The organism is Bacillus sp. FJAT-53060 (genome assembly GCF_037104745.1).
Taxonomy (GTDB): Bacteria; Bacillota; Bacilli; order Bacillales; family Bacillaceae; genus Bacillus; species Bacillus stratosphericus_B.
The window spans coordinates 15,076-37,281 of the sequence record NZ_JBAWSW010000017.1; the positions used below are offsets into that span (position 1 = coordinate 15,076).

Genomic DNA, 22,206 nt, shown 5'->3' on the forward strand with positions numbered 1-22,206 from the left:
GAGTCATCAAAAGACAATTGTATAAAGATTAGTCAGATTCAACTAAAATTAGGAATGTTCGTTCGCAAAAGTGCCCTTAATCCTTGACAAATAAGGATTCTTCCCTTTAAAATGCTTGATATGGTATTTCATATGTGTTAATCTACTTACAGAAAATCTTCACTTTGTTGGACAAACATTCCTTCAAAGAGATGTTTTCTACATGAAAAGCCATGTATAACGCTTTCTAGATGCTTTTTTTCAAAGAAAGTGTATAGAAAGAAGAAGAATTGTGAAGAAATGATAACAATCTACTGAATTCATATTTTTGGGAGGAGGTGAAAGGCATGAACAAGACAGAACTTATTAACGCGGTTGCTGAATCAAGCGAGTTATCTAAAAAAGACGCGACAAAAGCAGTTGATTCTGTTTTTGATACAATTTTAGATGCACTTAAAAATGGTGACAAAATCCAACTTATTGGTTTTGGTAACTTTGAAGTACGTGAGCGTTCAGCTCGTAAAGGACGTAACCCACAAACTGGTGCAGAGATCGAAATCCCTGCTAGCAAAGTACCTGCTTTCAAACCAGGTAAAGCACTTAAAGACGCGGTGGCAGGTAAATAATCGTTATGTGTAATGTTCCTATAAAAGGAGTTATACATATACAGTTTCACACTGGTCTAGAAAAGCCCCTTCGATAAGGGGCTTTTCCTTTTGAATCAAAATGTTCGTTTAGAACGATCTCCTTTGCTTTTAGGATCTGAAGTGTGCTAGAATCTGAATGAAATGTAATCGCCTTTGGAGGATATAATACATGAGTGAAATAAATAAAGAACTAATTGAACACGCTGTACGCGATATATTAAAAGCAATTGGAGAAGATCCAGAGCGTGAAGGACTTCTTGATACCCCAAAACGAGTAGCAAAAATGTATGAAGAAGTGTTCTCGGGATTAAATGAAGATCCAAAAGAACATTTTAAAACCATTTTTAGTGAAGATCATGAAGAGCTCGTACTTGTAAAAGATATTGCTTTCTATTCAATGTGTGAACACCACCTTGTACCCTTCTATGGAAAAGCCCATGTCGCTTATATTCCGCGTGGAGGAAAAGTAACAGGGCTTAGCAAGCTTGCAAGAGCAGTGGAAGCCGTGGCAAAGCGCCCGCAGCTTCAGGAGCGCATTACATCAACTATTGCAGATAGTATGGTGGAAATACTAAATCCGCATGGCGTGATGATTGTCGTTGAAGCAGAGCATATGTGTATGACGATGCGCGGAGTGAAAAAGCCAGGCGCTAAAACGGTGACATCAGCAGTGCGCGGCACATTTGCAAATGATGCGGCAGTAAGAGCAGAAGTGCTTTCCTTTATTAAAAACGACTAAACAATAGATGGAAGGTGAACAGATTGAGTGAAAATAAAGCATCTGAGTTTGTGGTGATTAAAGCCATTGATAATGGTGTAAACGTAATCGGCTTAACTAGAGGATCTGATACAAGATTTCACCATTCCGAAAAACTCGATAAAGGTGAAGTCATTATTGCACAATTTACTGAGCATACGTCGGCAATTAAAGTAAGAGGCGATGCTGTCATTCAAACAAGCTTCGGTGAAATTCAAAGCGAGGCAAAGAAATAAAGCACAAGCATGCACTTGATAGCATAAAAGTGAGAGCCGATGTGGTATAATAAAGCTCTATACGATGTGCAGAGCTACATATAAACTGTAATTTTTGGGACAAGGGTGATATCTTTGCAAGACATCTACGGAATTTTATCTAATCTAAATATAAAATTAAATAAAAAGCTTTCTCATCCTTATTTGGCCAAGCATTTGCGTGCGCCACTCATCGATGAAGATAAGATCCTTCTTTTTCATGCAATGTTTGACGAAGCTCAAATTGATGCAAAGAAAAAAGAAAATTATATTTTAACGGCGATGCTTGTGCAAATTGCCCTTGATACCCATGACGAAGTCACAACTGCAGCAGCCATCAAACAAGACGAATTTAAAAATCGTCAGCTAACCATCCTAGCAGGAGACTATTTCAGCGGTCTCTATTATTCTCTTCTATCTGATATGAAAGATATTTACATGATCCGCACTCTCGCCACGGCGATCAAAGAGATAAATGAACATAAAATTAGACTGTATGATCGGTCCATTCAAGATGCAGCGCACTTTTACAAAAGTGTGGCCACAGTGGAGTCGGCGCTATTCCAAAGAATTTCTGAGTACTTTCAAATAACGCATTGGAATGAGATTGCAAGTCGTTTCCTTGTTTATAAGCGTTTTATGAAACAAGCAGAAGATGACAAACATTTAAAACTTTTTTTGAACGATAGCTATACGGACGCCTATACATGTTTTGACAACTTTGAGAATAAAGGCTACGAGCAAGCCAAACTGACGATCAAGAAGTATCTTGTTTCATCTCCGGTCGTTCAAAAAGAGCTATTAAATCGCTTGGATCATATGAAAAATGAGCCTACGTATCATCAGAAAGTGGAAGAAGGGTAAGTCATGCAGCAATCAAAAGAACAGCGAGTACACGGTGTGTTTGAAAAAATTTATAAAAACTATGATCAAATGAACTCTGTCATCAGCTTTAAACAGCATAAAAAGTGGCGCGATAAAACAATGAAGCTCATGAATGTCCAAAAAGGAGCTAAAGCATTAGATGTGTGCTGCGGAACAGCAGATTGGACCATTGCACTTGCAGACGCTGTAGGAGAAAAAGGTGAGATTAAAGGCCTTGATTTCAGTAAAAATATGCTCAGTGTTGGAGAAACGAAGGTGAAGACAGGGGGCTACAATCAAATTGAACTGCTCCACGGCAATGCAATGGAGCTTCCTTTTGATAATAACAAATTTGATTATGTCACGATCGGTTTTGGTCTTCGAAATGTCCCTGATTACTTAACGGTGTTAAAGGAAATGACAAGAGTGGTGAAGCCTGGTGGAATGGTTGTCTGCCTTGAGACATCACAGCCTGAGATAATGGGCTTTAAACAAGGGTATCACGTCTATTTCAAATACATTATGCCGCTTTTTGGTAAGCTGTTTGCCAAGAGCTATCAGGAGTATTCATGGCTTCAAGAATCAGCCAAAACGTTCCCTGGCATGAAAGAGCTGGCGGCTCTTTTCGAAGAGGCAAGTTTGTCTGATGTCTCGTATCATCCATTTACAGGCGGTGTAGCAGCAACACATATCGGAAAGAAGCTTTGAATAAACGATATTTGGGTGAAGATAATGAAACTAAAAGCAATGATCTCTTTTTTAAATCATGATATAGATATAATTGAAAAAGAGCTTGAACAAACAGTTCGCTCTGATTATGCATTATTAAGTGAAGCAGGGCTTCATTTGCTACAAGCGGGCGGAAAACGAATCCGCCCCGTTTTTGTTCTCCTTTCAGGTATGTTTGGCGACTATGATATTAATAAAATTAAATATGTAGCCGTTGCCTTGGAATTGATTCATATGGCATCGCTTGTTCACGATGATGTCATTGATGATGCAGAACTGAGAAGAGGAAAGCCAACCATCAAAGCAAAATGGGATAACAGAATTGCCATGTACACAGGGGATTACTTATTTGCAAGATCGCTTGAGTACATGACTAAAATCAACCACCCAATGGCACATGAAATTTTGTCAAAAATGGTCGTTGAGCTCTGTCTCGGTGAAATAGAGCAAGTAAAAGACAAATACAACATGGATCAAAACCTGCGTACATATTTAAGAAGAATCAAGCGAAAAACAGCCTTGCTTATTGCAGGCAGCTGTCAATTAGGTGCGATTGCAGCAGGCACAGATGAAAAAACACATAAAGCCCTTTACTGGTTTGGATACTATGTCGGCATGTCCTATCAGATCATCGATGATGTCCTTGACTTTACATCAACTGAAGAAGCGCTAGGCAAGCCTGTTGGCGGAGATCTTTTACAAGGCAATGTAACACTCCCAGTCTTATATGCACTGATGAGTCCGACACTAGAAGGTCAATTGAAGCTGATTAATAGTGAAACGACCGAAAAGCAGCTGAAGCCTGTGATTGAAAGTCTAAAACAAACAGATGCGATCGACCGTTCTAATCGAGTGAGTGAAATGTATTTGAAAAAAGCATTTGAACAGCTAGACAAGCTTCCGCAGGGACGAGCGAAGACATCCTTATCCTCCATTGCCAAATATATTGGAAAACGAAAATTCTAATCAACTTCTAGTTGATTGGTTTTTTTGTGAAATTTTTTGTCAAAAATTGATTATGATAAAAAAAAATGATAAGATCACTTTGTAACAATGTAAGCCTATACATACATAATGACGGGGTGGAAAAAGCATATGGACAAAACATTTCTTATGGTCAAGCCTGATGGTGTTGAAAGACAATTAATCGGTGAAATTGTGTCAAGATTCGAAAAAAAGGGGCTTAAGCTTGTTGGTGCAAAACTAATGAGTATTCCGAAAGAAGTAGCGGAAACACATTACGGAGAACATAAAGTAAAACCATTTTTCGGGGAATTGGTTTCCTTTATTACGTCAGGACCTGTTTTTGCAATGGTATGGCAAGGTGAACAGGTAGTTGATGTGACAAGACAGATTATCGGTAAAACAAATCCGAAAGAAGCACTGCCTGGCACAATAAGAGGAGATTATGGATTAACCGTTGGAAAGAACATTATCCATGGCTCAGACTCACCAGAAAGTGCCGAAAGAGAAATTAACCTATTCTTTAAACAAGAAGAACTCACAAATTGGGATCAAACAATTTCAAGCTGGATTTATTAATGTTCAAGCCAAGGTGTTCATCAAGTGAGCACTTTGGCTTTTTTATATTGATTTCTATAAGAAATTTCGCATGAGATGATGCAAATTTTTGATAAAAACAGCTATACTAGGACAAAGATATGAGACGGGAGAGGACATTGATGAATCAATATCAAGTATTTGTTGAAAAATGGAAAAAACTAACCGGGGTTGATCTTCATTTATATAAAGAAGCACAAATGAAACGACGATTAACGTCACTTTATGATAAAAAAGGATTTAGAGATTTTGAAGCATTCGCATCTGCTCTTGAAAAGGACAGAGCGCTGTTAGATGAAACGATGGACCGAATGACAATTAATGTGTCAGAATTTTACCGAAACTATCAGCGTTGGGAAGTCCTTGATCAAAAAATCCTTCCCCTTCTTTCAAAAAACGATGGGAGTTTAAAAATATGGAGCGCAGCATGTTCGACAGGCGAAGAGCCTTATACGCTCTCGATGCTACTCTCAAGTCATCCTCTTGTAAATAACTTCCAAGTTATCGCAACAGATATTGATGATAAAGTCCTGCAATCAGCACAAAAAGGGACATATCACGAACGCTCCCTGCAAGAGGTGCCAGATCAAATCAAACAAAAATATTTCACAAAAGAAGATTCTTCATTTTACACTGTGAAGGACGAGGTTCGAAAGCACATTCAATTTAAAAAGCACAACCTTTTAGCAGATCCATATGAAAAACAGCTCGATCTCATTGTCTGCCGAAATGTACTTATTTATTTCACAGAAGACGCGAAAGAAGAAATTTACTTGAAAATGAGCAGTAGTTTAAAACAAAATGGGGTTTTATTTGTTGGTTCCACAGAACAAATTTTTCACCCGGAAAAGTTTGGACTGACATCTGCTGATACTTTCTTTTATCAAAAAAAGGGTATCTAGCTGATTTTATCTAGGAGATGTGTTATTATAGCTTTACTTAAAAGCGTTAATGCGATGAAGGGAGATTGAGTCATGAGGTACTTAACAGCAGGTGAATCACATGGTCCACAACTGACCACAATCATTGAAGGAGTTCCAGCGGGACTTTATATAGAGCAGGATGACATCAATTATGAACTGGCTAGAAGACAGAAAGGTCATGGCCGCGGAAGAAGAATGCTGATCGAAAAAGACCAAGCGAAAGTGCTGAGTGGTGTTCGCCACGGGAAAACATTAGGTTCTCCTATTACACTTGTCGTTGAAAACAATGACTGGAAGCACTGGACAAAGGTGATGGGTGCAGAGCCTATCACTGAAGAAGAAGAAAGTGAAATGAAGCGTCAAATCTCTCGTCCAAGACCAGGGCATGCGGATTTAAATGGTGCGATTAAATATGGACATCGTGATATGAGGAACGTATTAGAGCGTTCATCAGCCCGTGAGACAACGGTTCGCGTGGCAGCAGGAGCGGTAGCGAAACAAATTTTAGCTCATCTTGGGATCAAAGTAGCTGGTCACGTCCTTGAAATTGGTGGAGTGAAAGCAGCTGATACCGCATATGAGTCTATTGAAGATTTGCAAAAGGTAACAGAAGCATCACCCGTTCGCTGCTATGACAGTGAAGCAGGTCAAAAAATGATGGATGCCATTGACGAAGCTAAAAAAAACGGCGATTCGATTGGCGGCATTGTGGAAGTCATCGTTGAAGGCATGCCAGTTGGAGTTGGAAGCTATGTTCATTATGATCGCAAATTAGACAGCAAGCTTGCTGGTGCTGTCCTAAGTATCAATGCTTTTAAAGGTGTAGAATTTGGTATTGGCTTCGAGGCAGCTTCTAAAAATGGCAGTGACGTTCATGATGAAATTATTTGGGATGAAGAAAAGGGCTATACAAGAAAAACGAATCGCTTAGGCGGTCTTGAAGGCGGAATGTCAACCGGCATGCCGATTGTCGTAAGAGGGGTCATGAAACCAATCCCAACTCTTTATAAGCCGCTTCAAAGCGTTGATATAGAAACAAAAGAACCTTTCTCTGCAAGTATTGAGCGTTCTGATAGCTGCGCTGTTCCAGCCGCAAGCGTTGTTGCAGAAGCAGTCGTGGCTTGGGAAATTGCCAATGCAGTCGTTGAGCAGTTTGGTCTTGACCAAATTGATCGCATTAAAGAAAATATTGAAAAAATGCGTCAGCTTCAGAGGGAGTTTTAATGAAAACACTGGAAGTGAAGACGTCTTCAGCCACTTATCCTGTATATATCGGTGATGGGATTAGACAAAATATCCTAGACTTGATTACTTCCACTGGGTGCTCCTTTACTAAGCTCTTGATTATCACAGATTCAACAGTTGATGCCATTTACGGAGAGGAAATGGTTCAATTACTGAAGCAGAAGTGGTCTGTGCAAAAAGTGGTTGTACCAAACGGAGAACAATCGAAATCTTTTGCGCAGTTTGAGTATATTCATACGAAAGCCATTCAATTTCAGCTTGATCGTTCCTCGTGCGTCATTGCGCTAGGAGGCGGTGTGATTGGAGACTTGGCTGGTTTTGCTGCTGCCACTTATATGAGAGGTATTGATTTTATTCAAATTCCGACCACTTTGCTTGCACATGACAGTGCAGTGGGTGGAAAAACAGGAATCAATCATCCGCTAGGTAAAAATTTAATTGGCGCGTTTCATCAGCCGAGAACTGTGATTTATGATACCAGTATGCTAGAGACACTTTCTCAAATTGAGCTGAGATCGGGTTTTGCTGAGGTCATCAAACATGCGCTGATTTCAAGTGAAGACTTTTTATCAGAGCTTATGACCATTCGTTCGCTAAAGGAATTATCAAAAGACGAGCTGTCACATATACTGTATCAAGGGATTCAAGTAAAAGCGTCGATTGTCCAAGAAGACGAAAAGGAACAAGGCGTGCGTGCATTTTTAAATTTAGGCCATACGCTTGGGCATGCCATTGAAGCGGAGTATGGATATGGCGCCATCACTCATGGGGATGCTATTGCGATTGGTATGCAGTTTGCTTTATATGTGAGCGAAAAGCAATTAGGACTTTCCCTCAATCGTTCGGATATGAAAGAATGGATGAAAGAACTAGGATTTCCAGTACAAGTCACGCAAGATATTTCAACTAAAACATTTGTCGATCGCATGATTGGTGATAAAAAGGCAAGAGGTGGCCATGTTCAATTTGTTTTATTAAAACAGGTTGGAGACGTTACCTTGCAATCTTTCACGAAAGAAGAGCTGCATTACTGGCTTGAAGAATGGAAACGGGAGGATGGATGTCTATGATGTTTCGCGGGATACGTGGGGCTACAACTGTGACAGAAGATACAGAAAAAGAAGTGTTAAACAAAACGAAACAGCTGCTAGAAGCCATCATTTCAAAAAACCAAGTAGATCCAGAACGTGTCGTGCAGATCTTAATTTCTGCTACACAAGATATTCACTCCGTTTTTCCGGCAAAAGCACTTCGTCAGTTTGAGGGCTGGACGTATGTTCCTGTCACTTGTATGCAGGAGCTGGACATTCATGGCGGTCTAAATCAATGCATTCGCGTTTTAATGACCGTCCAAACAGATACAAAGCAGGAAGACATACATCATGTGTACTTGGAAGAAGCCGTCACGCTTCGTCCTGATTTACAGTTGACAAAAAACAAGCAATTATAATACGATATGAACAGTCGAAGTTTACACACAGGTGTAAACGGCATTACAAGCATAGAGAAGATGAGAATGAGACTAGGGTAGTTGAGATGAGTAGAGTTGAGCAGAGATACGATACTTCTATTTAATCATACTGCCTAAAAGAGGAAGCCTCTTTTAGGCTTATTTCGTATACTCAAACAAACCCCTCTATATTCCCCTCATTCTCCTTAATCCCATTTAAGGAGTGTGTTTATGAATTTTCAAACAAACCTTACCCAATTTTTAAAGGACAGTGCGTCTTACAAAACGATCCCGATTGTTGAAACCATTACAGTCGATACACTCTCACCTATTCAAATTGTTGAGAAACTGAAACAGGATATAGTGTATCTGCTAGAAAGCAAAGATGAGTCTTCTAGCTGGTCAAGATATTCCTTTATCGGATTACACCCTTTCTTAACCTTACATGATACCCAAGATCAATATTTTGCGCGTGATGCTGCGGGGCAGGAAGTGATGCAAAAAGCAGAGCTGAAAGATTTACTAGACTGGATGAAAGAGCAATATCAAATCAAGACACCAGATGTTGACATCCCATTTACAGGTGGAGCCGTTGGGTACTTGAGTTACGATCTCATCCCAAGTATTGAGCCTTCTGTCAGACCGCATGTGAATGCATCAACGACTGATAACTGCACATTATTTGTCTGTCAAACGATGATTGCTTTTGACCACGAAACGAATCATGTTCATTTTATTCAATATACTCAGCTGACAGGAAATGAAACAGAGGACGAAAAAATACGAGCTTACAAGAAAAATCAAGAGCGACTTGAACATATGATTCAGCAGCTCCACACAAAGGTTGATATGAAAGAACTGATTTTATCAGGGAATATGAACGAACCACCGTCCTTTGAACAAGTGACCTCAACATATGAAAAAACGCAATTTCTAAAGGATGTAGAAAAAATCAAGGAGTACATTAGAGCGGGTGATATCTTCCAAGGTGTACTCTCGCAGCGTTTTGATATCCCTGTCACGGTAAGTTCATTTGAATTGTATCGTGTGCTTCGGATTGTGAATCCATCACCCTATATGTATTTTATGAAATTAAAAGATCGAGATTTAGTTGGAAGCTCACCAGAACGATTAATTCATGCAAAAAATGGACACTTAGAAATCCATCCAATCGCAGGTACAAGAAAAAGAGGAATAACCAAAGAAGAGGATGCAGCACTAGCAAGCGAGCTTTTAGATGATGAAAAAGAAAAAGCAGAGCATTACATGTTAGTGGACCTTGCCAGGAATGATGTAGGCCGTGTGGCAGAATACGGCAGTGTATCCGTCCCGACCTGTACAAAAGTAGTGAACTTTTCACATGTCATGCACATCATCTCCGTTGTGACAGGGCAGTTGAAGCAAGATACGCATCCAGTAGATGCCCTCATGTCCGCATTTCCAGCAGGTACATTAACAGGTGCACCGAAGATTCGCGCCATGCAATTATTAAATGAAATGGAGCCTGAGCCAAGAGAAACGTATGGCGGCTGTATCGCCTATATTGGGTTCGACGGCAATATCGACTCCTGTATTACCATTCGTACCATGAGCGTTAAAGATCAGACCGCTTCTATACAAGCTGGTGCCGGTATTGTGGCTGACTCTGTTCCTGAAAACGAATGGGAAGAGACGCGTAACAAGGCAGGAGCACTTCTGAAAGCCATTCAGCTTGCTGAACATATTTTCTCAGAAAGGGAGAATGTGCAAAGTGAATCAACAACTATCAGCTCTAGTTAATGGTGGACTCCTATCAGAAAATGAAGCGAACAGACTAATGCATGAGATGATGAGTGGCTCTTTAACAGATGCTGAAGTTGCTGCAAGTCTATCTATCTTAGCGCATAGAGGGGAAACCTCTGAAGAGATGACAGGCTTTGTGAAAGCAATGAGGAAAAATACAGCACCAATGGAACGATCACTTGACGTCGTTGATACGTGCGGTACTGGAGGGGATGGTTTATCGACATTTAATATATCGACGGCCGCTGCCATTGTAGCTTCCGCTGCCGGTGCTAAAATCGCCAAACATGGAAATCGTTCGGTTTCTTCTAAAAGCGGGAGTGCCGACGTGCTAGAATGTCTTGGAATCCAAATTCAATCGACACCAGAAGAAACAAGACGACAAATACAGGTGAAAAACATGGGCTTTTTATTTGCACCGCTCTATCATTCATCTATGAAACAAGTAGCCTCAGTCCGTAAGCAGCTCGGATTTCGGACGGTATTTAATCTATTAGGTCCGCTATGCCACCCGATGCAAGCCAAAAAGCAAATCATCGGTGTGTATTCAAAGGAAAAGGCAAAGCTAATGGCCAAAGCTCTTGCCCCTCTTGAGCCAGAGCATGTTTTATTTGTTTGCGGAGAAGATGGGCTGGATGAATTAACGATTACTGCAAATTCGTATGTGATTGAATTGAAAAAAGATGAAATGACAGAGTATACCCTAAACCCAGAAGACTTTGGATTGAAAAAAGGGCATTTATCAGACATTCAGGTCCATTCACCGGAAGAGAGCGCCAAATTGATTCTGAATATATTGAATCATCAAACAGAAGGAGCACCGCTTCATATTACAGCCCTTAATGCTGGAGCTGCTTTATATGTGGCAGGGAAGTCAGAAAGCCTTATGGTGGGAACATTAAAAGCGTTAGAAACGATCAAAAACGGGTCAGCCAAACAACAATTAAACCGATTAAAACAAAAAACGAAAGAGGAAGAGATCCATGCTTAATCAAATTATCGCTCGTAAAAAAGAACATATCCAAACCTTGCAATTACCTGCTGATGGAAAATATGAAAGACGATCATTTAAAAAAGCACTGATGAATCCCTATCGCTCTATCGGACTCATTGCTGAGGTGAAAAAAGCGTCTCCCTCTAAAGGGATCATTCAGCCGAATTTTGATCCTTTACAAACAGCAAAAGCATACGAAAAATCTAACGTAGATTGCTTATCTGTCTTAACCGATGAACCGTTTTTCCAAGGGAAAAACGAGTACCTGTCCCTCATTAAAGAACACGTTGTATGTCCAATTTTAAGAAAAGATTTCATCATTGACCCAATACAAGTAGAAGAGTCAAAATGTATAGGGGCTGATGCGATTTTATTAATTGGAGAAGTACTTGAGCCGAAAAAGCTGTATGAACTGTATGCTGAAGCAAAAGAAAAAGGGCTTGATGTCCTCGTAGAAGTACATGAAGCAGATACACTCACGAATATCTTAAACATTTTTACTCCTGAGATCATTGGAGTGAACAACCGGAATTTAAATACATTCACAACAACAGTCGAGCAAACAAAAGAGATTGCATCATTTGTTCCAAAGGATGTATTACTAGTGAGTGAAAGCGGCATTCAGACATTTGATGATCTTATCTTTTTGGAAAAACATGGAGCGGACGCTGTCCTTGTTGGTGAATCTTTAATGAGAGAACCATCACAGGAAAAAGCCGTTCATACATTGTTTGGAGAATGAAAATGACGAAGCCTTATTTAAAATATTGCGGTGCAGTCTCACAAGAGGATGTCAAATGTATCTCGCAATCTCGAGCAGATGCCATCGGATTTATCTTTGCTCCAAGTAAAAGACAAGTTCATCCAGACCAAGTAAAACACTGGCTAGTACAAACAAAGTGCAGGAAAGATGTTGTAGGTGTATTTGTAAATGAAAAGATACAGAAAGTGTGTGACATCGCAAACCACATTCCCTTAAATATCGTGCAGCTTCATGGAGATGAAACACGAGAAGATGCAAAAGAAATAAAACAACAAACAAGGGCGATCGTTTGGAAAGTGTTTCATCACGAGCCCAATTTAAAAGGAACGCTCGAAAAAATGACGGCATTTGCCCCTTTCGTCGATGGCTATCTCATTGATGCGAAGGTGAAAGGGATAAGAGGCGGGTCTGGAACAGCTTTTGCTTGGGAGGCGGTACCTTCATACGTTCAGCATGCAAAGCATCTGGTAAAGACTTGCGCTATTGCAGGTGGAGTGACACCAGCAACGATCACAGATCTGCTTGCCTATAGCCCAAAAGCCATCGATCTTTCAAGCGGAATAGAAGAAAACGGGAAGAAAAGCAGCGCAAAGATCAAAGCGTTTGAAGAAAGGGTGTTAAATGATGTATGCATATCCGAATGAAATTGGCCGATATGGAGAATTCGGAGGGAAATTTGTTCCTGAAACGCTCATGCAGCCACTGGAAGAAATCAAAAAAGCATTTCATGAATTAAAAGAAGACCCTACTTATCAAAAGGAATATATAGCGCTTTTACAAAACTATTCAGGCAGACCGACAGCACTCACATACGCTGACCAATTATCAGCGTATCTCGGCGGTGCAAAAATTTATTTGAAAAGAGAAGATTTAAACCACACCGGCGCTCATAAAATTAACAACGCGCTTGGCCAAGCCCTACTAGCGAAGAAAATGGGGAAATCAAACATTATCGCCGAAACAGGGGCGGGTCAGCACGGGGTAGCTGCTGCAACGGTCGCCGCAAAGTTTGGATTATCCTGCACCGTATTTATGGGAAAAGAAGACGTGGAAAGACAATCACTCAATGTGTTCCGAATGAAACTGCTCGGGGCTGAGGTCATTCCTGTCACAAGCGGAAACGGGACATTAAAAGATGCAACCAACGAAGCCATCCGTTATTGGGTCCAGCACTGCAGCGACCATTTTTACATGATTGGATCAGTAGTTGGTCCTCATCCTTATCCTCAAATCGTCAGTGAATTCCAGCGAATGATCGGTGATGAGTCAAAAATACAGTTACTTGAAAAAGAAGGTCAGCTTCCTCATAAAGTGATTGCCTGTGTTGGAGGTGGAAGTAATGCCATTGGAATGTACCGAGCGTTTTTAGATGAAGAGGTGGATATCATTGGTGTAGAAGCAGCTGGGAAAGGAATTGACACCCCTCTTCATGCAGCGACCATCACGAAAGGAACAAAAGGTGTAATTCATGGATCGTTGACCTATCTGATCCAAGATGAATTTGGCCAAATTATTGAACCGTATTCTATTTCCGCTGGTTTAGACTACCCTGGAATCGGACCAGAGCATGCATACTTGCATGCAAGTGGACGGGTTCAATATGTAAGTGCCACAGATCAAGAAGCACTACATGCGTTAAAGTTGCTGACAGAAAAAGAAGGTATTCTGCCAGCGATTGAATCAGCACATGCCTTAGCCAAAGCGTTTGAGATGAGCCGGAATATGAATGAAGATGAAATCGTCCTTGTTTGCCTATCAGGAAGAGGAGATAAGGATGTGCATACATTAATGAATGTGCTTGAAAGTGAGGGTAAAACAAAATGATTACATTTCAATTAGAGCAAGGTGAGAAATTATTCATTCCATTTATCACGGCAGGAGATCCGTCAGAAGAGATCACCATTGATTTAGCTATCACTCTCCAAGCAGCTGGTGCACATGCTATTGAACTAGGTGTTCCTTATTCCGATCCATTAGCAGACGGTCCTGTGATTCAAAGAGCCTCCAGAAGAGCTCTAAATCAAGGCATGAATATCGTAAAAGCGATAGAGTTAGCAGGGAAGATGAAAAAAAACGGTGTAAAAATTCCTGTAATTCTATTTACGTATTATAATCCTGTGTTACAATTAGACACAGAATACTTTTTCGCTTTACTGCACAAAAATCACATTTCGGGGCTCTTAACACCCGATTTGCCGTTTGAAGAGAGCAGGGAGCTGCAGAAGAACTGTCAAACACATGACATTTCATATATATCGCTCGTTGCACCAACAAGCAAGGAACGATTAGAAAAAATCGTAGAGCAGGCAGAAGGTTTTGTGTATTGTGTTTCATCTCTTGGTGTAACAGGTGTCAGACTATCCTTTGACGCCTCTATCACTGATTTTATTCAACAAGTGAAACAGCTCAGTCAAATACCGGTTGCAGTAGGCTTTGGCATTTCAACAAGAGAGCAGGTAGACTCGATGAATAAAATGAGTGACGGTGTCGTTGTAGGCAGTGCACTTGTAAAAAAAATTGAAGAACTTCAAGAACAATTGATAGCAAGTAATACACGCCAAGATGCTTTAAGAGAATTTGAAACATATGCAAAAACGTTTAGTCCCCTCTATTCATTCAAATGAGGTGAAACATTTTGCAAATCAAGGATCAATTAAAACAGCTAAAACCATATCAACCTGGGAAACCAATTGAAGAGGTCAAAAAAGAATATCAATTAGATAAAATTGTGAAATTGGCTTCAAATGAAAACCCTTTTGGGTGTTCCACACATGTAAGAGAGGCCATACAAGCTGAGCTTGAACAATTAGCGATTTATCCAGATGGATACAGTGCAAGTTTAAGAACGGATCTTTCTGAGTTTCTTCAAGTGAGTGAAAAACAATTAATATTCGGGAATGGCTCAGATGAACTTGTGCAAATTATTGCTAGAGCATTCCTTGACCAATATACAAATACCGTCATCCCCTCTCCATCTTTTCCACAGTACCGTCACAATGCAGTGATTGAACATGCAGAAATTCGAGAAGTGCCTCTTTTAGAGGGGGGAGCTCACGATCTGCAGGGAATGCTGGATGCCATTGATGAAAAAACGAAGGTCGTTTGGGTATGTAATCCAAATAACCCAACTGGGAATCATTTGTCAGAAGCAGAGTTTGTGGCGTTTTTAGATCAAGTACCATCTCACGTGCTTGTCGTTCTAGATGAAGCGTATTTTGAATACGTTCGAGCGGAAGATTTTCCGAACAGTTTATCTTTATTAAACTCATATCAAAATGTCATCGTCCTTCGAACGTTTTCTAAAGCCTATGGGCTTGCAGCACTTCGAGTAGGCTATGGGATCGCATCAGAGGAACTGATTAGAGCCATTGAACCAGCAAGAGAGCCCTTTAATACAAGTCGTATCGCACAGGCAGCTGCGCGTGCAGCCATAAAAGACCAAGACTTTATTCAATCATGCAGACAAAAAAATGAAGCAGGTCTAACGCAATATCAAGAATTTGCTAATCGTTTTGGGCTATTTATCTATCCGTCTCAAACAAATTTTGTGCTGATTGATTTTGAAAGAGATGCAGACGAGCTGTTTAATGCACTATTGAAAAAAGGCTATATTGTTCGTAAAGTAATTGGATTCCCAACTTCTTTGCGTATTACTGTAGGAACAAAGGAGCAAAATGAAGAAATCCTAAGTATACTTGCCGATTTATTACAAGGCATTCGTGCGTAGCATAACAATGAAGTCATATTCTGCTATAGGATATGGCTTTCATTGTACCAATCCAATATAACCTATTGAATGGGCTTGTTTAATTTTCGCGAAAAATCAGGTGATGAACATGAACGAAGCAAACGAAACAATATTGATCGCTGGACTTGGTTTAATTGGTGGTTCCATCGCACTATCGATTAAAAAAGAATATCCTCACAAAAAAATAATAGGCTACGATGTTTCTGATGAGCAAATGGTTGCTGCAACAAAGCTTGGTATTATTGATGCAACAGCCAATTCATTTATGGAAGGCTTGAATGAATCTAAAACGATTATTTTGGCAACGCCAGTCCAACAAACCGTCAAGATGTTAAGTGATATTGCAGGATCTGGAATTGAAAGAGAGCTAACAATTACTGATGTTGGCAGCACAAAGCAAAAGGTCGTCAATTTTGCTGAAAAAACGTTGCCTGACCATTATCAATTTATTGGTGGACATCCAATGGCAGGCTCTCATAAATCAGGTGTCATTGCAGCAAAAGACTTTTTATTTGAAAATGCATTCTACATTTTAACGCCAGCAAATACAACGAGTCGTCCGGCTGTTGATCGTTTAAAGGATTTATTAAAAGGGACAAATGCTCATTTTATAGAAATGAGTCCAGAAGAGCATGATGCTGTGACAAGTGTTATTAGTCATTTCCCACATATAGTTGCAGCTAGTCTTGTGCATCAAGCGTATCATTTTGAAGAACACTTCCCTCTTGTAAAACGGTTTGCTGCTGGAGGCTTTCGTGATATTACACGGATTGCATCAAGTAATCCTGCAATGTGGCGCGATATCCTTTTGCACAATAAAAACAAGATTTTGGACCGATTCCATGAATGGAAAAAAGAGATCGACCGCATTGAGTCCTTTGTTCAGCAAGAAGACGCTGAGGGATTATTCTCTTATTTTCAAGATGCCAAGGAATATCGTGACGGGCTCCCTCTGCGGAAAAAAGGAGCCATTCCTGCTTTTTATGATCTTTATGTGGATGTCCCGGATTATCCTGGTGTCATTTCGGAGATTACAGGGCATCTAGCAAGTGAAAACATTAGTATTACGAATATCCGTATTATTGAAACACGTGAAGACATTAACGGAATTTTACGCATTAGTTTTCAAACAGATGACGATCGCAAGCGAGCAGAAATCTGTATAAAAAACAGAGCGAATTACGATACATTTTATGCTGACTGAGGTGCAAATATGAAAATTCATAAAAATGCTCCTATGAAAGGAGAAATTCATATTCCAGGTGATAAATCCATTTCTCATAGATCAGTGATGTTTGGTGCAATTGCTGATGGAACCACCGTGGTGAAAAATTTTCTTCCTGGAGCCGATTGTTTAAATACGATTGATTGTTTCAGAAAGATGGGCGTTGACATCGAGCAAAAAGGGACCGATGTTGTCATTCACGGCAAGGGGCTCAAAGAGCTTAAGGAGCCGAGTGACATCCTCGATGTTGGTAATTCTGGTACAACCATTCGTTTAATGATGGGGATCTTAGCAGGTTGTGAGTTTCACAGTACGCTGATCGGTGACGAAAGTATTGCTAAAAGACCAATGAAACGAGTAACAGGTCCACTAAAACAATTAGGTGCCAAGATAGATGGCAGAGCAAATGGTGAATATACGCCGCTTTCTATTCGTGGAGGCAATTTAAAAGCCATCTCTTATCAGTCTCCTGTTGCTAGTGCACAAATTAAGTCTGCTGTTCTTTTAGCTGGACTTCAAGCAGAAGGAACGACGACGTTAACTGAACCACATAAATCAAGAGATCATACAGAACGAATGCTCTCAATGTTTGGTGTCTCGCTACATGAAGATGCACAAAGTGTTTCCATTGAAGGAGGACAAACGTTAAAAGCGACAGATATATTTGTCCCTGGAGATATTTCTTCAGCTGCATTCTTCCTAGTAGCTGGATCTATCGTTCCAAACAGCCGGATTATATTGAAAAATGTCGGCTTAAACAAAACAAGAACTGGTATTATTGATGTGCTGAAACAAATGGGTGCGAACTTGGATATCAATGAAGTGGATGCCAAAGGCGGAGAACCATACGGTGTTTTAACGATCTCTACCTCTTCATTAAAAGCCATTGAAATTTCTGGTGATATGATCTCCAGACTCATAGACGAAATTCCTATTATTGCGCTCCTTGCTACCCAAGCGGAAGGAACGACGATTATTAAAGATGCCGCTGAGTTAAAAGTAAAAGAAACCAATCGAATTGATACAGTGGTTTCAGAACTCAAAAAACTTGGTGCTAATATTGAAGCAACAGATGACGGAATGAAGATTCATGGGAAAACGATGCTTAAGGGTGGCGCAGTCGTTTCAAGCTATGGAGATCACAGGATCGGCATGATGTTAGGGATTGCTGCGTGTATCACAGAGCAATCAGTCCAGATTGAAGATACAGATGCAGTACATGTATCTTATCCAAATTTCTTTGAACACATTGAATATTTAACGAAAACAGTCTGAGGATGTCCTCAGGCTTTTTCTTTCCTTTTGCATAATTGAAAAAAATATAGCATAGCTTGTCTCAAGGTGAAACCTTGAAAAAAATCATTTTGCTCGATAAAAAATGATTTTTGAGCGCCTACGGTTTACAAATCGTCAGTTTAGTAAAGTATGAAACGAAAAAGAGTCTTTAAAACACAAAAATGGGTTCATTTAAAAAGAGCAACATATTTGCTGGATGTGTAGCTGTCGATTATGATATGAAGTAACAACAGTTTAGGTTTGTGGAAACAGAAAGGAACGGTTTGATTTGAATAGTTCATTACAAGAAGCCATAAAATTAGTAGAGGCAGGTGAGACTGAAAAAGGACTCCAAACACTTGCTCAAGCAGAAAAGTATTTGCATGATGAAGAAAAAGCACAGGCAGCTCAGCTATACTATGACTGGGGAGATATCGACAAAGCGCGGAATCTTATCAGTGATTTACATGAATTATACCCAGAGGAAACCGGTTTAACCTGTTTTTATGCAGAGCTATTAATTGATTCAGATGAAGAAGAGAAGGCGATTGCTGTATTAGAAACGATTTCTGAAGATGACGATGCTTATCCAGAGAGTTTATTGTTAATGGCAGATTTATATCAAATGCAAGGACTATTTGAAGTTAGTGAACAAAAGCTTTTAAAAGCGAAAGAATTACTTCCGAATGAAGCTATCATTGATTTTGCATTAGGTGAATTGTATTTTTCTCAAGGTCTTTCAAAGAAAGCATCCGACTATTACTACAAAGTTGCTAATCAACAAAATGAGATTGGCGGTGTCAATGTATACCAGCGGCTCGCTGAATCGTTAAGCACAGCTGGAGAATTTGAGGATGCGCTTGAATGGTACGAAAAGGCAGTTCAGGATCAAGCAGATCCGAATACACTCTTTGGTTACGGACTTACAGCGATGAGAGCTGGCAGAACGAAAACATCCATACAACAGTTTTTAGAACTAAAGGATATTGATCCGTCTTATTCGTCTCTTTATATGCCTTTAGCGAAAAGTTATGAGGAAGAAGGTCTATATGAAGAGGCTTTAGAGGTAGTAAAAGAGGGTATTAAAATTGATGAGTATAACAAAGAATTATACTTATATGCTGCAAAGATTGATTTAAAATCTGGGGATTCGGAAGATGCGAAAAAACTGCTTCAAAAAGCACTTGCTCTTGATCCAGGATATATTGAAGCGATTCAAACGCTACTTGCGATCTATTTAAATGAAGAGCTATTTGATGAAATCCTGGATGTCATTAAAGAGGTTAAAAGCTTTGGGGAAGAGGATCCAAAATGGAATTGGTTTGCTGCCTCTGCTTCTGTTGGACGAGAGGAATACAAAGACGCAGCCGAGTACTTCAAGCTTGCTCTCCCTGATTTTAATGAGGAACGTGACTTTTTATATGAATACGCTTCGTTTCTTTTAGAAGAAAGCAGACAGAAAGAAGCATTGCCGTTATTACGAAAAGTTCTTCAGAAAGATGGCACGAACGAAGAAATTGAAGAAACGATTTTAAGAATTGAAGATGAATTTTCCTTATAGTATGCAGGAATGAAGAACTGGTTTGTTGAATAATTCATGTATAGCAATTTAATTTACGATAGAGGAGGGAATAACATGCAGACCCCTGTTTCTGTCAATGAAAAGAAGGAATTTATCCGGTGGTTCTTAAACCATTATCAGTTAAAGCGAAGAGAGTGTGTTTGGATATTAAATTATTTAATGAGTCACGACTCTTTGATGGAAAAGGTTCATTTTGTAGAGCAAGCAGAATTTTGCCCAAGGGGAATTATCATGTCAACACACTGTGTGGATGAAGTTCCCTTTAGATTTTATAAAGAAAACATTATGACGACAGATGCTGAGAAATCATTCCATGATATTCGTTTGAATAAACAGCAGGATTTGTTTATTCAATTGAATTTCCGTTCTGCTTTTCGTTCGCCGGAATATGCAGCAGTCCTTGAAACAAATCCGCATATTCCTAAGGATCTTTATGAAAATGAAAAAGATAAGGATCTCGCTGAGAAAGTGCTAGAGCACTCTATCGCTACTTTTCAAAAAGAACGACTCATGAAAGAAATAGATGAAGCCCTTGACCGTCATGATCAAGAAACATTTAATAAGTTAGCAAAAGAATTGAGCCTATTATCATAAACTGAACCAATAAGCCTTGCCCATACAGGCAGGGCTTATGTCATGAAAGAGGGGAAATAGATGAAGTTTCAGGCGGAGGATACTGATCGCTTCTTGAAATCTAAAGATTACATTGATACCGCTATCATTCCATTAGTTGGAATGGATGCAGGCCAAATCAAACAAAGCGTGTCTTTAGGTGAGTTTACAATACTTGTAGCAGAGGAACTTGAAAGGCAGCTGAAAGGGCGAGTATTTCTTTTTCCTCCTCATACATATTTAGAAATAAATGATCGTAAGCAAGAAGACATACTTGCGGTTAAACAGTCTTTACAAGAACATTTTCAGCATGTTGTGTTTATCACATCCGATCACAATTGGAAAGAGTACTTAGAAATGAGTGAATCGGCATTTATGTTGAAGCCGGTTCCGCTAGAGCATCTAAAGGTCGAATTAAAGCAAAAAATCATTCAAGACAGTGTAGAACAAATTTTGAACTTTTTGTTACAAAAGTGGAACCCTTCATAAAAACCCTTACATTTGCATTGTACATAGCTTTTTAGGCTGTTGACCTTGTGAATAGATTGATATATTATGAGGGTGTCCTAGTTTTATGAAATTTTTTCTAATTCAGTTATAAAGTAGCTGACGACCTGAGGGGGGGAGAAAAATGAGCGAGAAGAGACATGGAGTGTCCAGGCGTCAATTTTTGAATTACACGTTGACAGGCGTGGGGGGATTTATGGCCGCTGGAATGCTCATGCCTATGGTTCGCTTTGCGCTTGACCCTGTGCTAAAAGGAACAGAGGAGCAGGATATGGTTCAAGTTGTCAGTGTGGATGAACTGACAAATGAACCAAAGCGCTTTGACTTTAAAATTGATCAAGTTGACGCGTGGTATGAGTCAAAGGAATCTAGGTCAGCATGGGTGTACAAAGAAGGAGATGAAATTGTCGCTTTATCGCCAATCTGTAAACATTTAGGATGTACAGTGAACTGGAACAGTGATCCGAAAAATCCAAACAAATTTTTCTGCCCATGTCACTATGGGCTGTACGACAAGGATGGTACAAACGTACCCGGAACTCCACCGCTTGCACCGCTTGACCATTATAAGCAGCAAGTGAAGGACGGATACCTCTATCTTGGAAAAGCTGTGCCGAAAGGGGAAGGGTAACGATGCTTAACAAGATTTATGATTGGGTAGATGAGCGGCTAGACATTACACCGATATGGAGAGATATTGCGGATCATGAGGTGCCAGAGCACGTCAATCCAGCGCATCATTTCTCCGCCTTTGTGTATTGTTTTGGCGGTTTAACGTTTTTTGTGACAGTAATTCAAGTCCTTTCGGGCATGTTTTTAACGATGTATTATGTACCGGACATTAAAAATGCATGGGAATCTGTTTATTATTTGCAAAATGAAGTGGCATTCGGACAGATTGTCAGAGGAATGCATCATTGGGGTGCGAGCCTAGTTATTGTCATGATGTTTTTACATACGCTAAGGGTCTTTTTCCAAGGGGCGTATAAGAAGCCTAGAGAGCTAAACTGGATTGTTGGTGTGCTCATTTTCTTTGTGATGCTTGGACTTGGTTTTACAGGTTATCTTTTACCATGGGATATGAAGGCGCTGTTTGCAACGAAGGTTGGTCTTCAAATTGCAGAGGCGACACCTTTCATTGGAAAAGAGATTAAAACGCTGCTTGCAGGTCATCCTGACATTGTAGGAGCACAAACGCTGACGAGATTTTTTGCTATCCATGTCTTTTTCTTGCCAGCGGCATTATTTGGGCTCATGGCTGCCCACTTTATTATGATTCGTAAGCAAGGAATTTCTGGACCGCTATAAAA

At 39.9% G+C, this 22,206-nt stretch carries 25 protein-coding genes; all 25 read left to right on the top strand.

Annotation, left to right across the window (positions count from 1 at the left end):
- Positions 1 to 326 precede the first annotated feature (326 nt).
- The 25 genes from hbs to qcrB all read left to right on the top strand — a co-directional run bounded on the left by hbs (position 327) and on the right by qcrB (position 22,204).
- Complete coding sequence (gene hbs / locus WAX46_RS08250; protein WP_226567918.1) at positions 327 to 605, top strand: non-specific DNA-binding protein Hbs; 279 nt, start codon at positions 327 to 329, stop codon at positions 603 to 605.
- A 190-nt stretch (positions 606 to 795) separates the two neighbouring features.
- Complete coding sequence (folE, locus tag WAX46_RS08255; protein ID WP_226567919.1) at positions 796 to 1,365, top strand: GTP cyclohydrolase I FolE; 570 nt, start codon at positions 796 to 798, stop codon at positions 1,363 to 1,365.
- Positions 1,366 to 1,388: 23 nt separating this feature from the next.
- Positions 1,389 to 1,619, top strand: a complete 231-nt coding sequence (mtrB, locus tag WAX46_RS08260) for a trp RNA-binding attenuation protein MtrB (RefSeq protein WP_226567920.1) — start codon at positions 1,389 to 1,391, stop codon at positions 1,617 to 1,619.
- A 114-nt stretch (positions 1,620 to 1,733) separates the two neighbouring features.
- Positions 1,734 to 2,501 carry a heptaprenyl diphosphate synthase component 1 gene (locus WAX46_RS08265; protein WP_226567921.1) on the top strand — a complete coding sequence of 256 codons (768 nt, stop codon included), beginning with the start codon at positions 1,734 to 1,736 and terminating at the stop codon, positions 2,499 to 2,501.
- Positions 2,502 to 2,504: 3 nt separating this feature from the next.
- Positions 2,505 to 3,209 carry a demethylmenaquinone methyltransferase gene (locus WAX46_RS08270; protein ID WP_226567922.1) on the top strand — a complete coding sequence of 235 codons (705 nt, stop codon included), beginning with the start codon at positions 2,505 to 2,507 and terminating at the stop codon, positions 3,207 to 3,209.
- A 24-nt stretch (positions 3,210 to 3,233) separates the two neighbouring features.
- A complete protein-coding gene (gene hepT / locus WAX46_RS08275; RefSeq protein ID WP_226567923.1) occupies positions 3,234 to 4,196 on the top strand; it encodes a heptaprenyl diphosphate synthase component II in 963 nt (320 codons plus the stop codon).
- Positions 4,197 to 4,325: 129 nt separating this feature from the next.
- On the top strand, positions 4,326 to 4,772 hold the full coding sequence (ndk, locus tag WAX46_RS08280; protein ID WP_336493636.1) for a nucleoside-diphosphate kinase: 447 nt from the start codon (positions 4,326 to 4,328) through the stop codon (positions 4,770 to 4,772).
- A 140-nt stretch (positions 4,773 to 4,912) separates the two neighbouring features.
- Positions 4,913 to 5,692: a CheR family methyltransferase gene (locus WAX46_RS08285; protein WP_336493637.1), complete on the top strand. Its 780-nt coding sequence runs from the start codon at positions 4,913 to 4,915 to the stop codon at positions 5,690 to 5,692.
- A 72-nt stretch (positions 5,693 to 5,764) separates the two neighbouring features.
- The gene (aroC, locus tag WAX46_RS08290; RefSeq protein ID WP_226567926.1) at positions 5,765 to 6,937 is read left to right on the top strand and encodes a chorismate synthase; all 1,173 of its coding nucleotides are present in this window, start codon (positions 5,765 to 5,767) and stop codon (positions 6,935 to 6,937) included.
- Positions 6,937 to 8,028, top strand: a complete 1,092-nt coding sequence (gene aroB / locus WAX46_RS08295) for a 3-dehydroquinate synthase (RefSeq protein WP_226567927.1) — start codon at positions 6,937 to 6,939, stop codon at positions 8,026 to 8,028. Before aroC ends, aroB begins: the two co-directional genes overlap by 1 nt.
- Complete coding sequence (aroH, locus tag WAX46_RS08300; RefSeq protein ID WP_336493638.1) at positions 8,025 to 8,408, top strand: chorismate mutase; 384 nt, start codon at positions 8,025 to 8,027, stop codon at positions 8,406 to 8,408. Before aroB ends, aroH begins: the two co-directional genes overlap by 4 nt.
- Before the next feature lie 231 nt (positions 8,409 to 8,639).
- On the top strand, positions 8,640 to 10,187 hold the full coding sequence (gene trpE / locus WAX46_RS08305; RefSeq protein ID WP_226567929.1) for an anthranilate synthase component I: 1,548 nt from the start codon (positions 8,640 to 8,642) through the stop codon (positions 10,185 to 10,187).
- Positions 10,159 to 11,181, top strand: a complete 1,023-nt coding sequence (trpD, locus tag WAX46_RS08310; RefSeq protein ID WP_226567930.1) for an anthranilate phosphoribosyltransferase — start codon at positions 10,159 to 10,161, stop codon at positions 11,179 to 11,181. The genes trpE and trpD overlap by 29 nt, the downstream gene beginning before the upstream one ends.
- Positions 11,174 to 11,926 (top strand): indole-3-glycerol phosphate synthase TrpC, encoded by a 753-nt coding sequence (gene trpC / locus WAX46_RS08315; RefSeq protein WP_226567931.1) that lies wholly within the window; start codon positions 11,174 to 11,176, stop codon positions 11,924 to 11,926. Before trpD ends, trpC begins: the two co-directional genes overlap by 8 nt.
- Positions 11,923 to 12,591 (top strand): phosphoribosylanthranilate isomerase, encoded by a 669-nt coding sequence (locus tag WAX46_RS08320; RefSeq protein WP_376776429.1) that lies wholly within the window; start codon positions 11,923 to 11,925, stop codon positions 12,589 to 12,591. Before trpC ends, WAX46_RS08320 begins: the two co-directional genes overlap by 4 nt.
- Entirely contained in the window at positions 12,572 to 13,771 is a 1,200-nt protein-coding gene (gene trpB / locus WAX46_RS08325) for a tryptophan synthase subunit beta (protein ID WP_336493639.1), read from the top strand. Before WAX46_RS08320 ends, trpB begins: the two co-directional genes overlap by 20 nt.
- Positions 13,768 to 14,571 (top strand): tryptophan synthase subunit alpha, encoded by an 804-nt coding sequence (trpA, locus tag WAX46_RS08330; RefSeq protein WP_226567933.1) that lies wholly within the window; start codon positions 13,768 to 13,770, stop codon positions 14,569 to 14,571. Before trpB ends, trpA begins: the two co-directional genes overlap by 4 nt.
- Before the next feature lie 11 nt (positions 14,572 to 14,582).
- The gene (gene hisC, locus WAX46_RS08335; protein WP_226567934.1) at positions 14,583 to 15,674 is read left to right on the top strand and encodes a histidinol-phosphate transaminase; all 1,092 of its coding nucleotides are present in this window, start codon (positions 14,583 to 14,585) and stop codon (positions 15,672 to 15,674) included.
- Positions 15,675 to 15,783: 109 nt separating this feature from the next.
- Positions 15,784 to 16,899 (top strand): prephenate dehydrogenase, encoded by a 1,116-nt coding sequence (locus tag WAX46_RS08340; protein ID WP_336493640.1) that lies wholly within the window; start codon positions 15,784 to 15,786, stop codon positions 16,897 to 16,899.
- A gap of 9 nt (positions 16,900 to 16,908) precedes the next feature.
- Positions 16,909 to 18,195: a 3-phosphoshikimate 1-carboxyvinyltransferase gene (aroA, locus tag WAX46_RS08345; protein ID WP_226567936.1), complete on the top strand. Its 1,287-nt coding sequence runs from the start codon at positions 16,909 to 16,911 to the stop codon at positions 18,193 to 18,195.
- A gap of 289 nt (positions 18,196 to 18,484) precedes the next feature.
- Positions 18,485 to 19,756, top strand: coding sequence for a tetratricopeptide repeat protein (locus tag WAX46_RS08350; RefSeq protein WP_226567937.1), 1,272 nt, complete (start codon positions 18,485 to 18,487; stop codon positions 19,754 to 19,756).
- Positions 19,757 to 19,831: 75 nt separating this feature from the next.
- A complete protein-coding gene (locus tag WAX46_RS08355) occupies positions 19,832 to 20,371 on the top strand; it encodes a ReoY family proteolytic degradation factor (RefSeq protein ID WP_226567938.1) in 540 nt (179 codons plus the stop codon).
- Between the two features lie 60 nt (positions 20,372 to 20,431).
- Positions 20,432 to 20,878 carry a YpiF family protein gene (locus WAX46_RS08360; protein WP_226567939.1) on the top strand — a complete coding sequence of 149 codons (447 nt, stop codon included), beginning with the start codon at positions 20,432 to 20,434 and terminating at the stop codon, positions 20,876 to 20,878.
- A 142-nt stretch (positions 20,879 to 21,020) separates the two neighbouring features.
- Entirely contained in the window at positions 21,021 to 21,527 is a 507-nt protein-coding gene (locus WAX46_RS08365) for a ubiquinol-cytochrome c reductase iron-sulfur subunit (protein ID WP_226567940.1), read from the top strand.
- A gap of 2 nt (positions 21,528 to 21,529) precedes the next feature.
- Positions 21,530 to 22,204 carry a menaquinol-cytochrome c reductase cytochrome b subunit gene (qcrB, locus tag WAX46_RS08370; RefSeq protein ID WP_003215804.1) on the top strand — a complete coding sequence of 225 codons (675 nt, stop codon included), beginning with the start codon at positions 21,530 to 21,532 and terminating at the stop codon, positions 22,202 to 22,204.
- Positions 22,205 to 22,206: the final 2 nt, after the last annotated feature.

Excerpts from the sequence above, each read along its gene's own strand:
- WAX46_RS08355 (WP_226567938.1), top strand. The coding sequence starts at position 19,832 with ATGCAGACCCCTGTTTCTGTCAATGAAAAGAAGGAATTTATCCGGTGG.
- trpE (WP_226567929.1), top strand. The coding sequence starts at position 8,640 with ATGAATTTTCAAACAAACCTTACCCAATTTTTAAAGGACAGTGCGTCT.
- trpA (WP_226567933.1), top strand. The coding sequence starts at position 13,768 with ATGATTACATTTCAATTAGAGCAAGGTGAGAAATTATTCATTCCATTT.
- aroH (WP_336493638.1), top strand. The coding sequence starts at position 8,025 with ATGATGTTTCGCGGGATACGTGGGGCTACAACTGTGACAGAAGATACA.
- trpC (WP_226567931.1), top strand. The coding sequence starts at position 11,174 with ATGCTTAATCAAATTATCGCTCGTAAAAAAGAACATATCCAAACCTTG.
- WAX46_RS08340 (WP_336493640.1), top strand. The coding sequence starts at position 15,784 with ATGAACGAAGCAAACGAAACAATATTGATCGCTGGACTTGGTTTAATT.
- WAX46_RS08270 (WP_226567922.1), top strand. The coding sequence starts at position 2,505 with ATGCAGCAATCAAAAGAACAGCGAGTACACGGTGTGTTTGAAAAAATT.
- hepT (WP_226567923.1), top strand. The coding sequence starts at position 3,234 with ATGAAACTAAAAGCAATGATCTCTTTTTTAAATCATGATATAGATATA.
- qcrB (WP_003215804.1), top strand. The coding sequence starts at position 21,530 with ATGCTTAACAAGATTTATGATTGGGTAGATGAGCGGCTAGACATTACA.
- aroB (WP_226567927.1), top strand. The coding sequence starts at position 6,937 with ATGAAAACACTGGAAGTGAAGACGTCTTCAGCCACTTATCCTGTATAT.
- WAX46_RS08320 (WP_376776429.1), top strand. The coding sequence starts at position 11,923 with ATGAAAATGACGAAGCCTTATTTAAAATATTGCGGTGCAGTCTCACAA.
- WAX46_RS08365 (WP_226567940.1), top strand. The coding sequence starts at position 21,021 with ATGAGCGAGAAGAGACATGGAGTGTCCAGGCGTCAATTTTTGAATTAC.
- WAX46_RS08360 (WP_226567939.1), top strand. The coding sequence starts at position 20,432 with ATGAAGTTTCAGGCGGAGGATACTGATCGCTTCTTGAAATCTAAAGAT.
- trpB (WP_336493639.1), top strand. The coding sequence starts at position 12,572 with ATGTATGCATATCCGAATGAAATTGGCCGATATGGAGAATTCGGAGGG.
- aroA (WP_226567936.1), top strand. The coding sequence starts at position 16,909 with ATGAAAATTCATAAAAATGCTCCTATGAAAGGAGAAATTCATATTCCA.
- WAX46_RS08285 (WP_336493637.1), top strand. The coding sequence starts at position 4,913 with ATGAATCAATATCAAGTATTTGTTGAAAAATGGAAAAAACTAACCGGG.
- folE (WP_226567919.1), top strand. The coding sequence starts at position 796 with ATGAGTGAAATAAATAAAGAACTAATTGAACACGCTGTACGCGATATA.
- hbs (WP_226567918.1), top strand. The coding sequence starts at position 327 with ATGAACAAGACAGAACTTATTAACGCGGTTGCTGAATCAAGCGAGTTA.
- aroC (WP_226567926.1), top strand. The coding sequence starts at position 5,765 with ATGAGGTACTTAACAGCAGGTGAATCACATGGTCCACAACTGACCACA.
- ndk (WP_336493636.1), top strand. The coding sequence starts at position 4,326 with ATGGACAAAACATTTCTTATGGTCAAGCCTGATGGTGTTGAAAGACAA.